Origin of the sequence: [Clostridium] innocuum (assembly GCA_012317185.1) — a bacterium.
Lineage (GTDB): Bacteria > Bacillota_I > Bacilli_A > Erysipelotrichales > Erysipelotrichaceae > Clostridium_AQ > Clostridium_AQ innocuum.
In genome coordinates this window covers 1,880,914-1,897,416 of record CP048838.1, presented here as the reverse complement: position 1 = coordinate 1,897,416, position 16,503 = coordinate 1,880,914, and the positions used below count along the sequence as shown (strand labels likewise).

General features: G+C 47.2%; 15 protein-coding genes. 1 reads left to right on the top strand and 14 read right to left on the bottom strand.

Going from position 1 to position 16,503, the window contains the following annotated elements; translation table 11 throughout:
* The 11 genes from G4D54_09090 to G4D54_09040 all read right to left on the bottom strand — a co-directional run bounded on the left by G4D54_09090 (nucleotide 1) and on the right by G4D54_09040 (nucleotide 11,607).
* Nucleotides 1–738: a hypothetical protein gene (locus tag G4D54_09090; GenBank protein ID QJA02568.1), complete on the bottom strand. Its 738-nt coding sequence runs from the start codon at nucleotides 736–738 to the stop codon at nucleotides 1–3.
* Between the two features lie 101 nt (nucleotides 739–839).
* Complete coding sequence (locus G4D54_09085; protein QJA02567.1) at nucleotides 840–1,016, bottom strand: hypothetical protein; 177 nt, start codon at nucleotides 1,014–1,016, stop codon at nucleotides 840–842.
* Nucleotides 1,017–1,527: 511 nt separating this feature from the next.
* Nucleotides 1,528–2,718 carry a F420-0--gamma-glutamyl ligase gene (locus G4D54_09080; GenBank protein QJA02566.1) on the bottom strand — a complete coding sequence of 397 codons (1,191 nt, stop codon included), beginning with the start codon at nucleotides 2,716–2,718 and terminating at the stop codon, nucleotides 1,528–1,530.
* A 107-nt stretch (nucleotides 2,719–2,825) separates the two neighbouring features.
* The gene (locus G4D54_09075) at nucleotides 2,826–3,317 is read right to left on the bottom strand and encodes a metallophosphoesterase (GenBank protein ID QJA02565.1); all 492 of its coding nucleotides are present in this window, start codon (nucleotides 3,315–3,317) and stop codon (nucleotides 2,826–2,828) included.
* Between the two features lie 63 nt (nucleotides 3,318–3,380).
* Nucleotides 3,381–4,361, bottom strand: coding sequence for a GerMN domain-containing protein (locus G4D54_09070; protein QJA02564.1), 981 nt, complete (start codon nucleotides 4,359–4,361; stop codon nucleotides 3,381–3,383).
* Nucleotides 4,362–4,426: 65 nt separating this feature from the next.
* The gene (locus G4D54_09065) at nucleotides 4,427–5,554 is read right to left on the bottom strand and encodes a M15 family metallopeptidase (protein ID QJA02563.1); all 1,128 of its coding nucleotides are present in this window, start codon (nucleotides 5,552–5,554) and stop codon (nucleotides 4,427–4,429) included.
* Between the two features lie 58 nt (nucleotides 5,555–5,612).
* The gene (locus G4D54_09060; GenBank protein QJA02562.1) at nucleotides 5,613–6,212 is read right to left on the bottom strand and encodes a resolvase; all 600 of its coding nucleotides are present in this window, start codon (nucleotides 6,210–6,212) and stop codon (nucleotides 5,613–5,615) included.
* 370 nt (nucleotides 6,213–6,582) lie between these two features.
* The gene (locus G4D54_09055) at nucleotides 6,583–6,777 is read right to left on the bottom strand and encodes a helix-turn-helix transcriptional regulator (protein ID QJA05181.1); all 195 of its coding nucleotides are present in this window, start codon (nucleotides 6,775–6,777) and stop codon (nucleotides 6,583–6,585) included.
* Between the two features lie 48 nt (nucleotides 6,778–6,825).
* A complete protein-coding gene (uvrC, locus tag G4D54_09050; protein QJA02561.1) occupies nucleotides 6,826–8,604 on the bottom strand; it encodes an excinuclease ABC subunit UvrC in 1,779 nt (592 codons plus the stop codon).
* Nucleotides 8,604–10,937, bottom strand: a complete 2,334-nt coding sequence (locus tag G4D54_09045) for an endonuclease MutS2 (GenBank protein ID QJA02560.1) — start codon at nucleotides 10,935–10,937, stop codon at nucleotides 8,604–8,606. Before G4D54_09045 ends, uvrC begins: the two co-directional genes overlap by 1 nt.
* Before the next feature lie 10 nt (nucleotides 10,938–10,947).
* The gene (locus G4D54_09040; GenBank protein QJA02559.1) at nucleotides 10,948–11,607 is read right to left on the bottom strand and encodes a CvpA family protein; all 660 of its coding nucleotides are present in this window, start codon (nucleotides 11,605–11,607) and stop codon (nucleotides 10,948–10,950) included.
* Between the two features lie 134 nt (nucleotides 11,608–11,741).
* Here G4D54_09040 and rnhC point away from each other — a divergent pair, with 134 nt between their 5' ends.
* Complete coding sequence (rnhC, locus tag G4D54_09035) at nucleotides 11,742–12,644, top strand: ribonuclease HIII (protein ID QJA02558.1); 903 nt, start codon at nucleotides 11,742–11,744, stop codon at nucleotides 12,642–12,644.
* A gap of 161 nt (nucleotides 12,645–12,805) precedes the next feature.
* On the opposite strand, the gene G4D54_09030 is transcribed toward rnhC, so the two are convergent.
* The 3 genes from G4D54_09030 to G4D54_09020 are packed head-to-tail and all read right to left on the bottom strand — an operon-like array spanning nucleotide 12,806 to nucleotide 16,491.
* Entirely contained in the window at nucleotides 12,806–13,795 is a 990-nt protein-coding gene (locus G4D54_09030) for a proline racemase (protein ID QJA02557.1), read from the bottom strand.
* 22 nt (nucleotides 13,796–13,817) lie between these two features.
* A complete protein-coding gene (locus G4D54_09025; GenBank protein ID QJA02556.1) occupies nucleotides 13,818–15,290 on the bottom strand; it encodes a glycoside hydrolase family 1 protein in 1,473 nt (490 codons plus the stop codon).
* The gene (locus G4D54_09020; protein ID QJA02555.1) at nucleotides 15,283–16,491 is read right to left on the bottom strand and encodes a pyridoxal phosphate-dependent aminotransferase; all 1,209 of its coding nucleotides are present in this window, start codon (nucleotides 16,489–16,491) and stop codon (nucleotides 15,283–15,285) included. The genes G4D54_09025 and G4D54_09020 overlap by 8 nt, the downstream gene beginning before the upstream one ends.
* Nucleotides 16,492–16,503 lie beyond the last annotated feature (12 nt).

The window sequence follows — 16,503 nt, the reverse complement described above, 5'->3', positions numbered from 1 at the left end:
TCACCCCAGTGTCATCATATTCATGTTCAGCAATACTTCGCAGTTCAGCGGAAGGCTTACATGGTTTCTGCAGCAGACCAGCACCCTGTGCTTATGGCATCCCTCTATCGCCGCCAAGCATGCATAGCAGCGTATGACAGAGGTATCGTCAACGGTATTCATTACTACCAATTCTATGTCCTGTTTCTTAAAATATGTCTCATAGGAGGAAGAAATAAACAGGACCGGTATTCCTTCATAGCTCAGCAGATTTCCACTGTCTAGCCATCCCTTCAAATGCAGCGTCGTATCCGCAAGCTCAATCTGTAGTCGGTACAGGTAATTCATGCGTGCCAGCATATCCTTCCATTTTACATGCAGCAGCACAAACAAAAGTACATAGACCAGCCACAGCCAGTACACAGCTGCATGAAGGGGGACGAACCAGAGAAAGTTATGAAAACCACCCTGATAAAACGCAAAGGATGTCATGTACCAGAGTATGCGGATCCCCTGCATCATCATCCAGCTTTTGGCACAGAAACGAAACTGCCAGAAAAAAAAGACGACTTCCTCCAGCACCAGAAACAGCCAGGAGCCGGGAAAGAACAGCAGACAGCCCGGTATGCTGAGAGCAAGTGCATAAACCAGCATTTTCCGTATCGGCAGCGGTTGTACACAGGCATAGGATGCCATTAAAAATGACAGCAGAATGGTTGCGGTGTTATGCAGCATACTGACCTCTACATAGCTCTCCATACAAACATCCCTCCTTCATGGCACAGTATACACCTGGCTATGTTATGAATCTGTCGATATTCGCCATACGCAAACCGATAAAAACCGGCAGGCTTCGACACTCAGACATGCATGTTCGCATACTCCCTGTGCAATTCAAGCAGATTGGGCTGGATATGATGCTTACTGCAGAAATCCACATACTGCTTCAGATACCCTTCCAGCTGTCCGCTATGAGCAAGCATGGTCATATCCTTTGAAAAATACGTGAGAAACTCCTGAAACGATAAAAACGACATAGCATCACCTCTATCCTATGGTATGCAGGCCTGTCAGAAATAGAACCGCGCTTATTCCTTTATTGATGCCTTACAGGATTATGAGGTCAACTACAAATTGCAGACTGAAACGACTGTTTTCTAATCATAAATTAAAAACAGCAGACCCCTGCCTGCTGAGCATTCCCATACAATATTCAATCATGTACCTGTTTCCTAGCTGTACAAAGCTATGATATTTCATTATAAAGAAGAGCTTCCTTCACGCATCCGCACGTATCATGCATACCACCTTGCGCCGTTTCTTTTTAGAAAGTCTGTGTTTATTGCGATGTTCAGAACAATTGCGGACTTTTATACGCCTATCCTGTCCCTTTCAGATTTTCTTCACGATGCTGATGACATCTATCGTAAACGTCCCCTTCTGATAAAGTCATCAGCACAGGCAGCTGCTTCGATTATCATCCTTAATGCGTGTACAGCAAAACACCATTGCCGCGCAATGGTGCTTTGTGTATCAGCTGTTCAACCTTTAGTTTGTGAAATTATCGAAATATCCCTGAACGAGTACGATCGGTGTTCCCTTGTCTCCGGAACCGCTCGTCAGATCACAGAGAGAGCCGATCAAGTCTGTCAAACGTCTTGGAGTTGTTCCCTGAGAAGCCATGTTTCCGACCAGGTTGTCTTCCTTTTCACGGATTTTCGCCTCGATTGCCTTCTGCAGCTCCTCACCCTTCAGCTGTGCAAAATCATTGTCTGCCAGATATTTCAGCTTCAGTTCATTCGGAGTCCCCTCCAGACCTGGGGTGTATGCAGGAGAAACACAAGGGTCCGCAAGCTCCCAGATTTTCCCGACAGGATCCTTAAAGGCACCGTCACCGTACACCATAACCTCCACATGCTTCCCGCACGCCTGCAGTATCTGCTTCTGAATATCCTGTACCAGCGGCTGGCAGTTTCTCGGAAACAGCTTCACCATGTCCTCTGTAGATTTGTTGGATCCCAAAAGACCAAAGGCTTCATTGTATCCGGACCCGTCAACGGATGCCGTCATAATATCATCCAGGCCGCAGACACGCTCGGCCCCGTTTGCTTTCAGGATGCGTTTTGTTCTAGCTCTTGTGTGAATATCACAGGTTAGAACATTTTTTGTATACTTAAGAATTTCCTTTGGATGGTTGGCGAAAATGATTTCCACCTCGGCACCGCAGGATCGGATCAGATCACCATAGTAGCTCACATAGTCAATTCCGGTAAATTCATGACGGTTTTCACCAAAGAGCTTCCGATATGTTTCCAGACTCAGGACATCGCTGTACGGATTGATTCCGGCTTCATCCAGCTTATCGATGGATACCAGCTCGTTTCCGACCTCATCGCTTGGGTAGCTCAGCATCAGAACGACCTTTTTCGCCCCCTTTGCAATTCCCTTCAGACAGATTGCAAACCGGTTACGGCTCAGGATCGGGAACATAACACCAATGGTTTCTCCTCCCAGCTTTTCCTTAACATCAGCGGCAATTGCATCCACTGACGCATAATTTCCCTGTGCTCTGGCAACGATGGACTCCGTTACCGCAATAACATCACGGTCACGCAGTTCAAAGCCCTCCGCTTCTGCAGCTGACAATACGCTTTGTGAAACGATGGCAGCCAGATCATCTCCTTCACGGATAATCGGACAGCGCACACCTCTGGATACCGTTCCTATTTTTCTTTCCATAATCTCTAACACCTTTCTTTACTTTGTGTATCTTCCATCTATTTCAATCACCCTTGTGATTTGAAACCCTGATAACGCAAGAAAAACCGCATCATGTACGGTTTGTCCTACCAGAAAAACTTGCTTTTCTTCTGCTTTTGCGGCAGAAATTCAAATTGTACATCCACTGTGTCACCATCTATGTTTAACAGCGCATAGCTAGGACCTCTGCCATCCCTGCTTCGCCACAGCGATCCGGGATTGATCAAACGGATACCATCCACTGTTTCATCCGCCGCGATATGCGTATGTCCATAACAGACAATATCACAGCTGCGCTCCTTTGCGGCATCCGCCAGCTGCTGGCTTCTGCGTGAATACATAAACTGATGGGAATGTACAATAAAGATACGATGAGTCCCGATACTCAAAATCTGCTCATCCGGATAATCATAAAATATATCATTGTTACCGCCAACCGTCACAAAACGGGGAAATGCCCCCGGATCCGCATCGATATCTCCGCAGTGAATATATGCATAGGCATCCCCATGCTGCTGCAGAACATATTCCAGCGCATCATCACGGCCGTGACTGTCACTGACTACTACTATCTTCATTTTTACCACCGCTATTATCATACCAAAAAATGCAGACATTTAGAAGTGTTTTTTTTAAATACGCTAGAACTGTACCTCATTATACGTCAAAGCATACACCGATACCATATCCTCCTTCTGATCCTTCGGTGAAATCGTGACCCCGTCCACGCGTACCTCGACCTTTTCAATGCCGGGCAGTGCAGCCAGAGATAGCACCAGGGCATTGTACACATTCTGCTTCACCGTGCGGTTGCTGGCAAGGATATTCTTATTCAGATTCACAATCAGGGAGCCGTCATAAACATCAAAGCTGCTGACCTTGATATCATCGGCATACAGCGGCTGATCAAGCGCACTGGAGACACTGATATCGGAAAGAATGTTTTCAACACTCGCCTTCAAGGCATCCCCCTGACTCTGTGCAACCCGCTTACTTTTGGGAACCATGTATTCATTCCCCTGTACCTTTTTTGTATAGAATACCGTCAAGGAGGCAGAGTCATGCAATGTGGTTGTTGAGGTTTCGAAATGATTGATACCGATACTGCGGTTGAGGATTTCCGGAATCGGTGTCTGTGCATTCGGCATACTGGTCAGCTGTTTATCATTCAGATAGAGCTTTACCTGCTCGATATCATGAAACTGCGTAGCTCCCCATGTGATTGCCTCCAGAATACGCAGCTCATTCTCCTTATCATAGTTTTTCAGAGAATCATCAAAATACAGGGATACAATGCCGTTTTTGATAGAAGAGGACTGCAGGGTGCACTCCTTTGTAAACAATGGCGCAAAGCCCTTGATTTCCTGCTTCCCGCTCATATAGGAAAACATGAGTGCCAGCTTATCCTCCTCGCTCATCTCCTCACTGACCGGTATGGATAACGGAACCAGTGTCTTATCGCTGTCCATCATATAAATCTGCATATGCTTTGTTTCATCCTTTGTGGAAATCACCGGGGATGCACTTTGTTCCTGTGCCGGGAAAAAGCGTACCGACAGATATCCGATCATGGCGATGGCCCCGAATACCACGGCCATCTGTTTCTTGAAGGTTTTCTTCATACGTTGTTCACCTCTAGTTCAATGTATGTGGCAGGAACAGAAAAAAGAACAGGTCCGACCTGTTCTTACTCCTTCAAATCACTGATATTCACTTCATCCAGTACATAGCCCTCATCATGCAGCTTTTTCGCGATTTCCTTACCGACATAGCGCAGGGTGTAGGGCTGATAGCGTTTTCCTGTCGCATCCTCCTTCTGCTTAGGATAGCGGATAATGAAGCCGAATTTATAGGCGTTGTCCTTCAGCCAGATTTCCTGATCGCGCTCCTCCTCACTCGGATTTTTCTTTTCCTTTTTATCCGAGCTCTTCGCTTCCTCCTTCTTTCCTGCATCTTTATCCTTGTCGCTTTCCTTTTTCTCATCAAATTCCGTCGTCAGGCCGTTTGGCAGCAGGCGTACCGTATAGCCGAGCTGAAATTCACTCTGTCCCGGATAATCCCAATGCTGCAGCACTTCCTCCCCATAAACGAGCTTTGCTTTTTCAAACAGCTTCATCTGATCCTCATAGGAAATATAGCCGGCTATCACCTTCATATCCCCGTTTTCCTTCTGGTTGACTTCCCCTGCAGCCGCCATCAGCTCCTTCAGCGGCTTAACGACCTCTTTCTTGATTGTGATGTCATTGGCCTGCGGAACAAGGGAGGCGTGGGGAAGATCATTGATGGATACCAGATCCTTCGGTTCATAGGTATACAGCGTATTTTTACCACCCAGCACCAGATACGGATCATTGGGCTTCGCAATCAGATGAGCGTTTTCAATATTCGGATCCCCCTCATCAAAAAAGCGAGTCAGGACATTATAGGTATAGTTCATCAGCAGGTCATGCAGCTCCTGATACTCCATACGCGCACGGTAGCGGTTGATAAAGCTCACGATGTATTCCTTAACCTCCTGGTCACTCTCCGTATGCGACGGCTTCTGTGTCTGATATGCCACATCATACCAGAGTGTATTATTCAGCTCAAAGTCCTTGATTTCGATAAATGGCAGAAACTGCTTCGGTTCTATCTTTTGTGATACCAGATAATTGATCTGCTCGGTGCTGAGATGAGACAGCACCAGCTTTCGTTCCTCCTCACTCAGCTCATGCGGATATCTGGCCAGTTCATCATAATGCTGGTTCATGATATAAAAGCATCCGCTGAACAGTGCGATCAGCAGGATGACAAACACACTTCGTTTCAGTAGCATAGGCTCACCTCGTTCTTTATTATACACGACTTTCAAAACAAAAAAAAGAGCAAGATACTCACTCTTGGGTCAGCGTTGCGGTTTCATTCTCCTCGTCCTGTGCTTTCCAGCCGTCCCGAAGCTCCTTCACCATCTTGAAATAGGTGGAGCGCTTAAAGCCCAGCTGCTTCTGATAGTCCTCATGCTTCATTTCCTTACGCATGATCTTCCGTATATTTTCTTCAAAATCCTGGGGTAATACCATTTTCGGTCTGCCGTAGCTGCCTTCCCCGTTCCTTTTCTTCTCCAGTGCCTTTTGAATGCCCTCCAGCTGCAGGGCATAGTTGCGCTTGCGAATCGTTCCTGTCACAAAGTCAATCAGCTGTAGCATCTGTTCCAGATCGACACTGCGCTCATCGCACAGCCTGACACAAACGCCGCTTTTTTGCAGAGTGCTCAGTCTGTGCTTCAGCTCCTGTACCTCACTGGCAAGGTGTGCAATATCCTGAATGTACAGGATATCCGATTGCTTCCATACGGCTTGCAGCTGTTCCCACTGCGCTGTACTGCCATAATCAAAAAAGCAGACGGCCGCGTTTTTCCTTTGCATTTCCGTTTGTATTTGCTGCAGGCTGGACACCTCCTGCTCATCCTCCACATAAGTATAAAAATAATTCATATGCGTATTTCCTTCCTATTCCATTTTTCTTTGTCACCCGCAGTCAGTAAACAGCATGACTGTCCGGTGAGTCATCGTCTTACGTCATTCTACACCATCTGTATGGCAGAATCAATCCTTACGGCAAAAGAATCCAAAAAACTATAGTTTTTTACAATATTTGGAAATTTTCAGAAGCTGTTCTTTCCCTATAGGAAGACACATGTCCGACAGGAGCTTTTCCTTTGTTCGCATTCATACACGGATTGATTTACGTTCCCATACTGCTGCTTCATACCCTTGCATTGGAGCATTGCATCCTGTATGCTCTCACCTGTTCGCTATACCAGGCAGTATTGCAGAAGAAAAGCAGAACGTTTTCACGTCCTGCCTATTCAAGCGTTAATTCCTCCAATTTCAGCAGCTCCACGACCGCCTGGGCTCTTCCTTTTACTCCAAGCTTCAACATAACATTGGATATATGGTTTCTAACCGTTTTATCGGATATGTTCATCAGTTTCGCTATTTCCTTGGTGCTGTAATTGGCAATCAGTAATTCAAAAACCTCTTTTTCACGTTGCGTCAGTATTTTTTGCGTAGCACTTACCCCCTAACGTTCCTACCTACCTTTATCTTATGCATCTTCCGATTTTTGGTCTGTATTATGCAGGATATTGTAGATATTTTGTGCTACTTTCTCGGGAACCACCTGACGTATTTCCTCAATCGTGGCCTCTTTCAGGCGTTTCAGGGATTTAAAATGCTTCCAGATTTCCTTTTTACGAACTTCTCCGATGCCTTCCACCTCGTCCAGAATGGACTTCGTCATGGCTTTTCCCCTCAGCTTGCGATGATAGGAGATGGCGAAGCGGTGCACCTCATCCTGCATCTGGGTGAGCAGGAAAAACAGAGAGCTGTCACGCTTCACCGGTAAAATATTTCCATTTACATCCATCAGATTGCTTGTCCTGTGATTATCATCCTTCACCAGTCCGCAGATCGTCAGGGGAATGTCCAGTGCCTCAATAATCTCTCTGGCTGCCTCGATTTGAAGATAACCTCCATCGACAATCAGCAGGTCGGGAAAGCGCGCCCCCTCCTTCAGCAACCGGAAGTACCGCCGATAGATGACCTCCTTCATAGAGTCAAGGTCACTTATGTATTCGCCCAGACGGAAGGTTCGATAATCCTTCTTGCTGGGCTCGCCGTCCCGATATACCACCATACCACTGACATTATGCGTACCGGAGATATGCGAGTTATCAAACAGCTCAATACGATGAATCTCCTTCTGCAGAAGATTGCAAAGCTGCTCCATCCCCTCATAGCGCCGGCTTTCCTTGCGCTCTACCAGCTCGAACTTCTGTTCATGCGCATTTTTGGCATTGGCAAGCACCATGTCCACCAGCTTCAGCTTATCTCCGCGAAGCGGCTGCAATATCTTCGTGTCCAGAATTTCCTCCAGATGCGTAATATCATATTCCTTTGGTATTAGAATTTCCTGCGGCAGCGGATTATTCGCATAATACTGCAGAATAAAGGATACAAAGGCATCCGCTTCATTCTCATACAGCGGCTCAATGGAAAGCGTACGCTCCAGCAGCTTACCTCCGCGCAGGAAAAAGCCCTGAATGGATATATAGCCCTTATCAACATAATAGCCGAACACATCCCGGTCCTTGCGATCCTTAAAGTCAATCTGCTGCTTTGCCGTCACATGCTCAATCGCATGAATCAGGCTCAGCTTTTCTTGTGCCTTTTCAAACAGCAGCTCCTCGCTTGCCTGTTCCATTTCCCGATGCAGGGTATCCAGCATATCCCGGACATCTCCCCGCATGAATTTCTGAATGCCGCTGACCATGTCCGCATACACACGCTCATCAATGTCCCTGATGCAGGGTGCCAGACATTGCCCCATGTGATAGTACAGGCATTCCTTTTTCGGCATCCGCCGGCATTTTCGCAGCGGATAGATGCGGTTCAGCAACTTTGCCGTTTCCCAGGCCGCCCCGGAATCCGGAAACGGTCCGAAGTAATGGGCCTTACGATCCTTCGTATTGCGCACCACCTTTAATACCGGGGCATTTTCCTTTGTAAGCTTCAGGTACGGATAGGATTTATCATCCATAAACATGATGTTGTACGGCGGCGTATGCTTTTTGATCAGATTGATTTCCAGCAGCAGTGCCTCTTTTTCACTGGACGTTACGATATATTCAAAATCGTCGATATTACTGACAAGGCGGGTTGTTTTAAAATCATGGGCACCGACAAAATACTGCCGGACACGGTTTTTCAGCTTTTTGGCTTTTCCGACATAGATGATATCCCCATCCTTGTTTTTCATTAAATAGCAGCCAGGCAGAGCAGGAAGGATTTTCAGCTTATCCTCTATTTTTGCCATATTTGCCATTACTTACCGCTTCCCTTCTGCTTTAAAACGACAACGGTCGCTCCCAGACCGCCTTCTCCCTGTCCCCCCATGCGAAAGCTCTCCACACGCGGATTGCGTTTCAGGAAGTCATGAACCCCCTTGCGCAGGGCTCCGGTTCCCATACCGTGAATGATGCGGACATTGTTCGCCTTTGCCAGCACGGCATTATCCAGATATTTGTCGATGATCGGCAGGGCTTCCGCCACCCGCATACCGATGACGTTGCATTCCATGGAGAAGGAGCGCACGCTTGCTTTGGCAAAGCCTTTTTTCTTTGTTTTCTGAACCTGCTTTACAGCCGGCTCGATTTCCTGCAGCGTTGTATTCATTTTCATACCGTTTGCCAGCACGCAAACCTTATCCTTATTCATGGAAATGATTTCTCCATAATAGCTCAGCTTGCTGATTTTTACATAATCCCCCACCTGATAGGAAGGCAGCCTTTGCGGTGTATCGTCTGTTTCCGCATCGTCCATCGAAGACAGCTGCTTTAATCTGGCCTTGCGGTCACTGATTTCATGCGGCTTGGCTTCACTGTGCATATGCTTCAGCTCATCAATGATATCCTGTGCTTCCTCCAGAGAGGACTCCAGCTGTCTTCTGGCATCCTCTCTGACCGTTTCCAGAATTTCCTCCCGCCGCTGCGCCAGCTGTTTTTTCTCCTGCTCCAGATCTGCCTGCAGCTGCCTGACATCCTTTAGTCTGGCAGCCAGCTTTTCCTTCAGCTCGTAATTTTCCATCAGGGATTGTTCCAGCTTTTCCATCGCGATGTCCGCCTTGCTGCGGTCCGCTTCCTTGCGTTCCCTCGCAAATCGAATGATGCTTTCCTTCAAGCCATAACGGCGGGCGATTTCAAATGCATTGGACTGTCCGCTGATTCCCTCGATATACCGGTAGGTCGGCAGCATTTTTTCCATATCGAATTCCACACTGGACAACAGGATGTCCTCATTATCCGCACCATAGGTTTTCAATGCGGAGTAATGGGTTGTGGCAATCACCATGGCACCGATGGCACGCAGATGATCCAGTACAGCAACCGCCAGCGGTTCCCCCTCCTTCGGGTCCGTCCCGCTTCCAAGCTCATCCAGAAGGACGAGAGAGCGTGCCGTCGCATGATCACAAATATCCGCCATTTTGGATATATGGGATGAAAAGGTGGACAGGGATTCCTGAATGGACTGATCGTCACCGATATCCACATACAGGGCGTCAAACAGCGGTACGACGGCCTGCTCCGCACTCAGCGGCAGACCGCTCATCGTCAGGGCGACAAACAGACCGATGGTTTTCAGTGTCACCGTCTTTCCTCCGGTATTGCTTCCGGTAATCAGAAGGCTGTGATGCGGTGAGCGGATTTCGTATGTATTTGCGACAACCTTCTGCGGATCGATCAGCGGATGTCTGGCTGTCTTCAGATACAGATGGTCATCCTTTGTATTCAGCTCGGCAATGCAGCCGTCCATTTCCTTCGTCCATAGCCCGCGGGCAAAGATACTGTCCAGCAGAGCGAAGGTTTCCAGATTGGACAGCAGCTCATGACCAACCGACTTGACCTGCTGACTTAATTCAAACAGGATGCGTGTGATTTCCTCCTGCTCCTGACTTTTCAGCGTTTGCAGACGGTTATTGAGCACCAGCAGACTGCGTGGCTCAACATAGGCCGTCTGACCGGAAGCACTCTCTCCGTGAACAAAGCCGTCCACACTGTTTTTCTCACTGATTTTCACAAGCACGCAGGTACGGTTGTTGCGCATCGTCGTGATCGTATCCATCAGCTTGCTTGCATTGCGTGAGAGAAACCGCTGTACCTCGCTGCTGATATCCGCATTGCAGGACAAAATGGATTTCCGGATGCTTTTCAATGCCGGGCTTGCGGAATCCAGAACCTCCGCATTTAAGGAAATGCAGCGATCGATCGAGGAAGCCAGCTGCTGATGCTCCGCAAAGGAATCACACAGCTCCTTGATCAGTGGTGTTTCCAGATCACTTGCTTTCATATATTTGCGAACCTGCTCCACACCGCGTGTACTATCCGCAATGCCGCGCAGCTCATGCGGTGTCAGTGTCATGTCCTTCATGGCTGCCTCTATGCTGTCCCGCGTATCATGGATACCGCCAAACGGCATGTTCCCAAATCGCACGACGAGGGCATAGGCCTCTTTTACTCTTGCCAGCTCACGCCTGACCCAAAGGGCATCAAAGCGCGGCATCATTTGTCGAATCAGCTGTTTTCCCAGGGAAAAGGACGCGTGTTTCGCAACCTGCTCCTTTACCTCATGCAGCTCCAACGGCTCATACATATCTTTCATATTCTTACCTCTATTGCAGCGCAGACAGCAGCGTGTCCACGTCTTCTTTCTTCATATTCTGCTCCAGCAGCCAGCTGCGGATATTCTCCTTTTCTGCTGTACTGAGCGTTTGTTTTTCATCCAATGCCGATGTCAGTCTGGATAACTCCTGCAGCGGTTCCCTGGCATAAAAGGTCAGGGCATCCATCATTCCATCGCTGTATCGCAAAAGAGATGCGGATGCAATCTCATTCCCGGTTTTCCAGAATGGCAGACGGCAGACCATGGCAGCCAGCACCATCAGCAGCACGGCCTGCAGTGCCCCCAGCGCAGCTCCCAGAAGCCGGTTGATACCGGATACGACCGGTACATGATTGGCCGCCTTTGTAAACGGCTTTATAACCAGCACCGCCAGCTGCAGCAGGACAAAGAGAATCACGAAAATGAGCAGGCGATTCAGGTTGTCATACAGAACAGCCTCCAGCGGTGTATCCTGCAAGGGGAGCGCATGCTTGGGATACAGGTGGATAAAGCCGCCGACATAGGAGGATGCCCACCATGCCAGAAAGCCGCATACAAAGAAAGACAGTATGCTCAGCAGCTTTAATAGGAAGCCGTCGCGGTATCCGCCGAATACGAGTGCACAAAGCACACACAGGATGACCATATTTACTAGCATAATCAGGGACACAGGCATCACCTACTTTCTTTTGTCCGTCTCATTATTTTACCATGAACGCATAAAAAAATGAATGGGAACACCCGATTTCTGTATCCTGTTGTCTCATTTTATGCTAAAATGGAAAAGTTATGAGGAGGAATACCATGGGAACATGTACCATACAGACAGATCGATCCAGCATGATGGCGCTGAAGCAGCGGTTGAAAACTGCGGAAATCCGTAAGACACCGCCCTATGCGATTTATCAGATCAAGACGAGTGATTGTGTCATTACCGCTTATGAGTCCGGCAAGCTCGTATTTCAGGGAAACGGCGCCGAGGAATGTGCAGCGCTGATTGCCCCGTCTGCCATACAGAAAACGCAGAGCGGGACAACAGCAAAAAAAACACAGGGACAGCCGAAAGCAATCTATCCGCAGGCCGGCAGCGATGAGGTGGGGACCGGTGATTATTTCGGTCCCGTGACCGTTTGTGCAACCTGTGTCCGTCATGAGGATGTAGAGTTTTTACGCAGTCTTGGGATACAAGACTCCAAGGCCATTGATGATACCGCCATACGGCGCATGGCTCCCAAGCTGATGGAACGACTGCCTCACAGTCTTTTGATTTTGGACAATGCCACCTATAATCGAATTCACGGTGAAAATAATATGGTTGCTATTAAATCCCGTATGCATAACCAGGCCTACGTACATCTGCGTAAAAAGATGGGATCACTGCCGCAGTTCTGCATCATTGACCAGTTCGTGCAGAAGACTTCCTATTACCGCTATCTGAAACATGAGCGCGAGGTCGTCTATGATATTCATTTTGAAACCAAGGCGGAAAATAAGTATCTGTCGGTTGCAGCCGGATCAATCATTGCCCGGTATGCGTTTTTGAAGGCCTTCGATGCGATGTGTGAGCAGTACGACTTCACCTTTCTGAAGGGTGCCGGCAGCAAGGTGGATCAGAATATTCGTGAGTTTGTGGCAATGCACGGAAAAGAGGCACTGCTCCAGGTTGCCAAGCTGCATTTTGCAAACACAAAAAAAGCCTTAGGCTAAAACAAACCCGTTTCCTGCTTAAACAGAAAACGGGTTTTTCGTATGCCTTCATCTGCCAAAGCACAAATGAAATAGAAAAACAGAATCAATAAAAGGGCAGAAGGCCAGCAAAACTCGAAGGCCCTCTGTATCTTTTTATAAATCATGATGCAAAAGCAGACTCAAATCGTAAAGCCATAGGTCAAAGGGTCATTCTCATCGATCACATATACTGCCTTCCCCGTGATATAGGCACTGCCTGTAATCATCGGTTGAATACCACGATAGTGTCCGATAACATCCTCCGCTTCATACCGTCCATAAAATTTTGCTCCGGTAAAGCTTTCATTCACAAAAATTTCGTTTGCAGATAAGTTTCCTTTCGCATGCAAATATGCCAGCTTTGCACTTGTTCCTGTCCCACATGGTGAGCGATCGACCTGACCTTCCTCGGCAATAACGATATTCTTCTGTTTCTTTTCTCCAGTAGCTACATAATATTCAGCATTTACAACGCGTGTGATTGCAAGTGAGGGATGCTTTATCTCATATTGCTTATTCAGCTGAGCCAGCAGTTTCCTTGTAAAGGGTATCAGAAACTCAATATCCTTTGCATCCAGCTGCAATGAAAGCTGTGCAGCATCAATCAAAGCAAAGAACGTACCGCCAAAAGAAATCGCAACCCTATATTCCTTGCCATCTACCCTTACCTTTACCTCATCAGCAAACAGAAATGAAGGAACATTACGCAAGGTAACCTCCTGCGCTTTTTTATTCTCCACCCTTACACTTGCGCATATAGTTCCTGATGGCGTATCCATCACAACCTCTGTATACGGTTCGCACACAGGTACAAGCCCTGCCTCCACCGCATACATAGCACAACCGATGGACGCATGCCCGCACATATTCACCCATCTCTTCGCATCCATAAAAACAACACCGAATGCAGATGCTGTCTGCTCTGCAGGTAGAATAAGCGCCCCAACCATATCCTTATGTCCCCTTGGCTCACACATCAAGGCACGGCGCAGATGGTCATACCGTTGTTCAAGGATCTCCTTTTTCTCCATCATTGTAATGCCCGGTATATCTGGAAAGCCAGAAGTGATAATGCGGGTAGGTTCTCCCAATGTATGCGTTTCAACCGTTGTAAAAACAATTTTCTGCATATCCCTCTCCCCTACAGATGCACTACTCAATGCAGCTACCGTTTGTCTGAATGATTTTCTGATAATGATAGAAGGAATCCTTTCTGATTCTTTTCAGGCTTCCCTTCCCCTGATCATCCATATCTACATAAATAAACCCATAGCGCTTTTTCATTTCACCGGTAGATGCACTAACCAGATCAATGGGTCCCCACCACGTATACCCAAGCAAATCAACACCATCCTCCAAAGCATCCCGCATTGCGGACACATGTTCATTCAGATACTGGATACGATAAGGATCATGAACCTTTCCATCCTCACTTACCTCATCAATTGCGCCTAAGCCGTTTTCAGCGATAAACACCGGAATATGATATCTTCCATACAACTCATTCAGCATCCAGCGAAGCCCCTGCGGATCAAACACCCAGCCCCAGTCAGATTTTTTCAGATACGGATTGGCGACCCCCAAAGAGAAATTACCTGCAGTTGTTTCATGATGCTCATCCACTGCATGACAGCCGGATGTATAGTAGCTGAATGCCAGAAAATCGATCGTCCCTTTTTTCAAAATACACTTGTCCTCCTCGGTGATTCCAAGTGCTTCTATATCGACACCCTTGCCTTTCAGATAATGTCTGCTGGCATAGGAATATTCTCCGCGTACCATCACGTCCCCACAATACCATAGACGGTTCATGCTTTGCTGTGCTTCAATGACATTCACGGGATTACAGGAATATGGATAATGCGCATCCCCCGCAACCATGGAACCGATTTGAAAGTCTGGATTGATGTCATGACCTACCTGTACAGCCAGCGCACTGGCGATAAACTGATGATGCAGAGCCGTAAAGCGTTTCGTCATTTTATCTGCAGACAAAGACTCCTCACTCGCATGTGCAATATCCAAATATCGGGTTCCGTTAGAAAGAATCCCACCGGTATATATATCGCCAAAATAATTTGTCATCATATTGATTTCATTAAACGTGATCCAATACTTCACTTCATCCTGATACTCTTTGAAAATCGTTTTACAGTACGTGACAAAGGCAGGAATCGTCTTTCTGCTTAGCCATCCATCCTGTTTCAATGCCAGTGCCAGCGGTACATCGTGATGAGAAATGGTAACCAACGGCTCGATATCATATTTTTTGCACTCCTGAAATATTTTATGATAGAATGCAAGACCAGCAGGATTCGGCACCTCATCATCACCGTTGGGAAAGATTCTTACCCAGGAAATCGACATGCGGTATACCTTAAATCCCATTTCCGCAAACAACGCGATATCTTCCTTGTAATGATGATAATGATCAATAGCTGTCGCTGCCGGATAATAACAATCCTTTTCAACCGGTGTAAATTCTCTTGGGATTTCTCGACTTCCCGCTGTCAGCAAATCAGTGACCGCAAAGCCTTTTCCATCCTCTTTCCAGGCTCCCTCACACTGATAGGCGGAAGTTGCCCCTCCCCACAAAAAATTTTCCGGAAACTGTATCTTATGCATGCTGTGTTCTCCTTTCTATTAGCATTTTAACACCCTTTTTTAATCGATTCAGACCTTCGCTGAGAATTTCCATACTGGTGGCAAGACAAATACGAACATGCCCCTCCGACTCATCACCGAAATATTGGTGTCCTCCCGGTACAATCGCCAGCTGCACTTCCTCTTTCAGAAATTCGACAAATTCAGCTCCTGTAACATGCAGCTCCTGAATATCTACATACAGCAGGAATGTCGCCTGTGGTTTGTAGGCATGTAAGCCCGGAATATGTTCATTGATAAACGCCACTGCATAATCCCGGTTTTTTGTGATATGCTTTAAAAATGCCGCACGCCATTCTTGCGTTTCTTCCATAGCCGCAATCGCGGCAATCTGCGATAGTGAGGTAGCACCACCCGCAGTAGACAGCACATCGGAAGCATCAACCAGCTTCTGGAATTTTTCATCATCGTTCGCATAAACGCAGCCAATTCTCAATCCGGCAAGACCAAAGCTCTTAGAGAACCCAAATACAGACAATACGCGTTTACAGCGCTCCTCGCCTAAACAATAAATGCTGTTGAACTGTGCATCGGGATACAGGATATCCGACCATATTTCATCGTTCATAATCAGTAGATCATGTTTCTCACACAATCGCATGATTGCCTCCAGCTCCTCCTTCGTATAGACAAGACCGTATGGGTTATGCGGATTACACAATCCAATCATTTTGGTTCTCTCGCTTATGCACTCCTCCAGTCTTGAAAGATCCATTTTCCTATTCTCCGTAACAAGCTTTGCTGCGTAGCTGATTGGAGTTGCTCCAGCCGCTAAACAGGATTCCCGGAAAAGGAAATCGCAGGGATCAAAGACAATCATTTCATCTCCAGGCTTCAAAAAAGCCTTCGCCACGATGAACATCGCTCTTGCTGCACTGTCTACCGCCAGTACCTGCTCCGCTTTGATTTCCTCCCCCTTTGTTTCCTTCACATAATTTGAAAATGCCTGATTAAACGCAGGCAGGCCCAGTTTCGGTGTATAGGAGAAATAGCCTTCCTCCACGTACGCAAGCAATGCCTGTTTAATCGCCGGAGCACATGGGTAATCCATATCGGCAGCAGTGAGTGGGATAGTTCCATCCGCTACCTCCGCCCAGCGCAGATTGTATGCTTTCTTTTTTAATATATCGAGCTTAATGTTGCTGTTATCAAAGTAATTCATATCGTTCCTCCA

What these genes read in the sequence shown, in the direction of transcription:
- G4D54_09030 (QJA02557.1), bottom strand. Translation starts at nt 13,795, where the DNA reads ATGCAGAAAATTGTTTTTACAACGGTTGAAACGCATACATTGGGAGAA.
- uvrC (QJA02561.1), bottom strand. Translation starts at nt 8,604, where the DNA reads ATGGCAAATATGGCAAAAATAGAGGATAAGCTGAAAATCCTTCCTGCT.
- G4D54_09020 (QJA02555.1), bottom strand. Translation starts at nt 16,491, where the DNA reads ATGAATTACTTTGATAACAGCAACATTAAGCTCGATATATTAAAAAAG.
- G4D54_09060 (QJA02562.1), bottom strand. Translation starts at nt 6,212, where the DNA reads ATGAATTATTTTTATACTTATGTGGAGGATGAGCAGGAGGTGTCCAGC.
- G4D54_09045 (QJA02560.1), bottom strand. Translation starts at nt 10,937, where the DNA reads ATGAAAGATATGTATGAGCCGTTGGAGCTGCATGAGGTAAAGGAGCAG.
- G4D54_09070 (QJA02564.1), bottom strand. Translation starts at nt 4,361, where the DNA reads ATGAAGAAAACCTTCAAGAAACAGATGGCCGTGGTATTCGGGGCCATC.
- G4D54_09065 (QJA02563.1), bottom strand. Translation starts at nt 5,554, where the DNA reads ATGCTACTGAAACGAAGTGTGTTTGTCATCCTGCTGATCGCACTGTTC.
- G4D54_09080 (QJA02566.1), bottom strand. Translation starts at nt 2,718, where the DNA reads ATGGAAAGAAAAATAGGAACGGTATCCAGAGGTGTGCGCTGTCCGATT.
- rnhC (QJA02558.1), top strand. Translation starts at nt 11,742, where the DNA reads ATGGGAACATGTACCATACAGACAGATCGATCCAGCATGATGGCGCTG.
- G4D54_09090 (QJA02568.1), bottom strand. Translation starts at nt 738, where the DNA reads ATGGAGAGCTATGTAGAGGTCAGTATGCTGCATAACACCGCAACCATT.
- G4D54_09025 (QJA02556.1), bottom strand. Translation starts at nt 15,290, where the DNA reads ATGCATAAGATACAGTTTCCGGAAAATTTTTTGTGGGGAGGGGCAACT.
- G4D54_09085 (QJA02567.1), bottom strand. Translation starts at nt 1,016, where the DNA reads ATGTCGTTTTTATCGTTTCAGGAGTTTCTCACGTATTTTTCAAAGGAT.
- G4D54_09075 (QJA02565.1), bottom strand. Translation starts at nt 3,317, where the DNA reads ATGAAGATAGTAGTAGTCAGTGACAGTCACGGCCGTGATGATGCGCTG.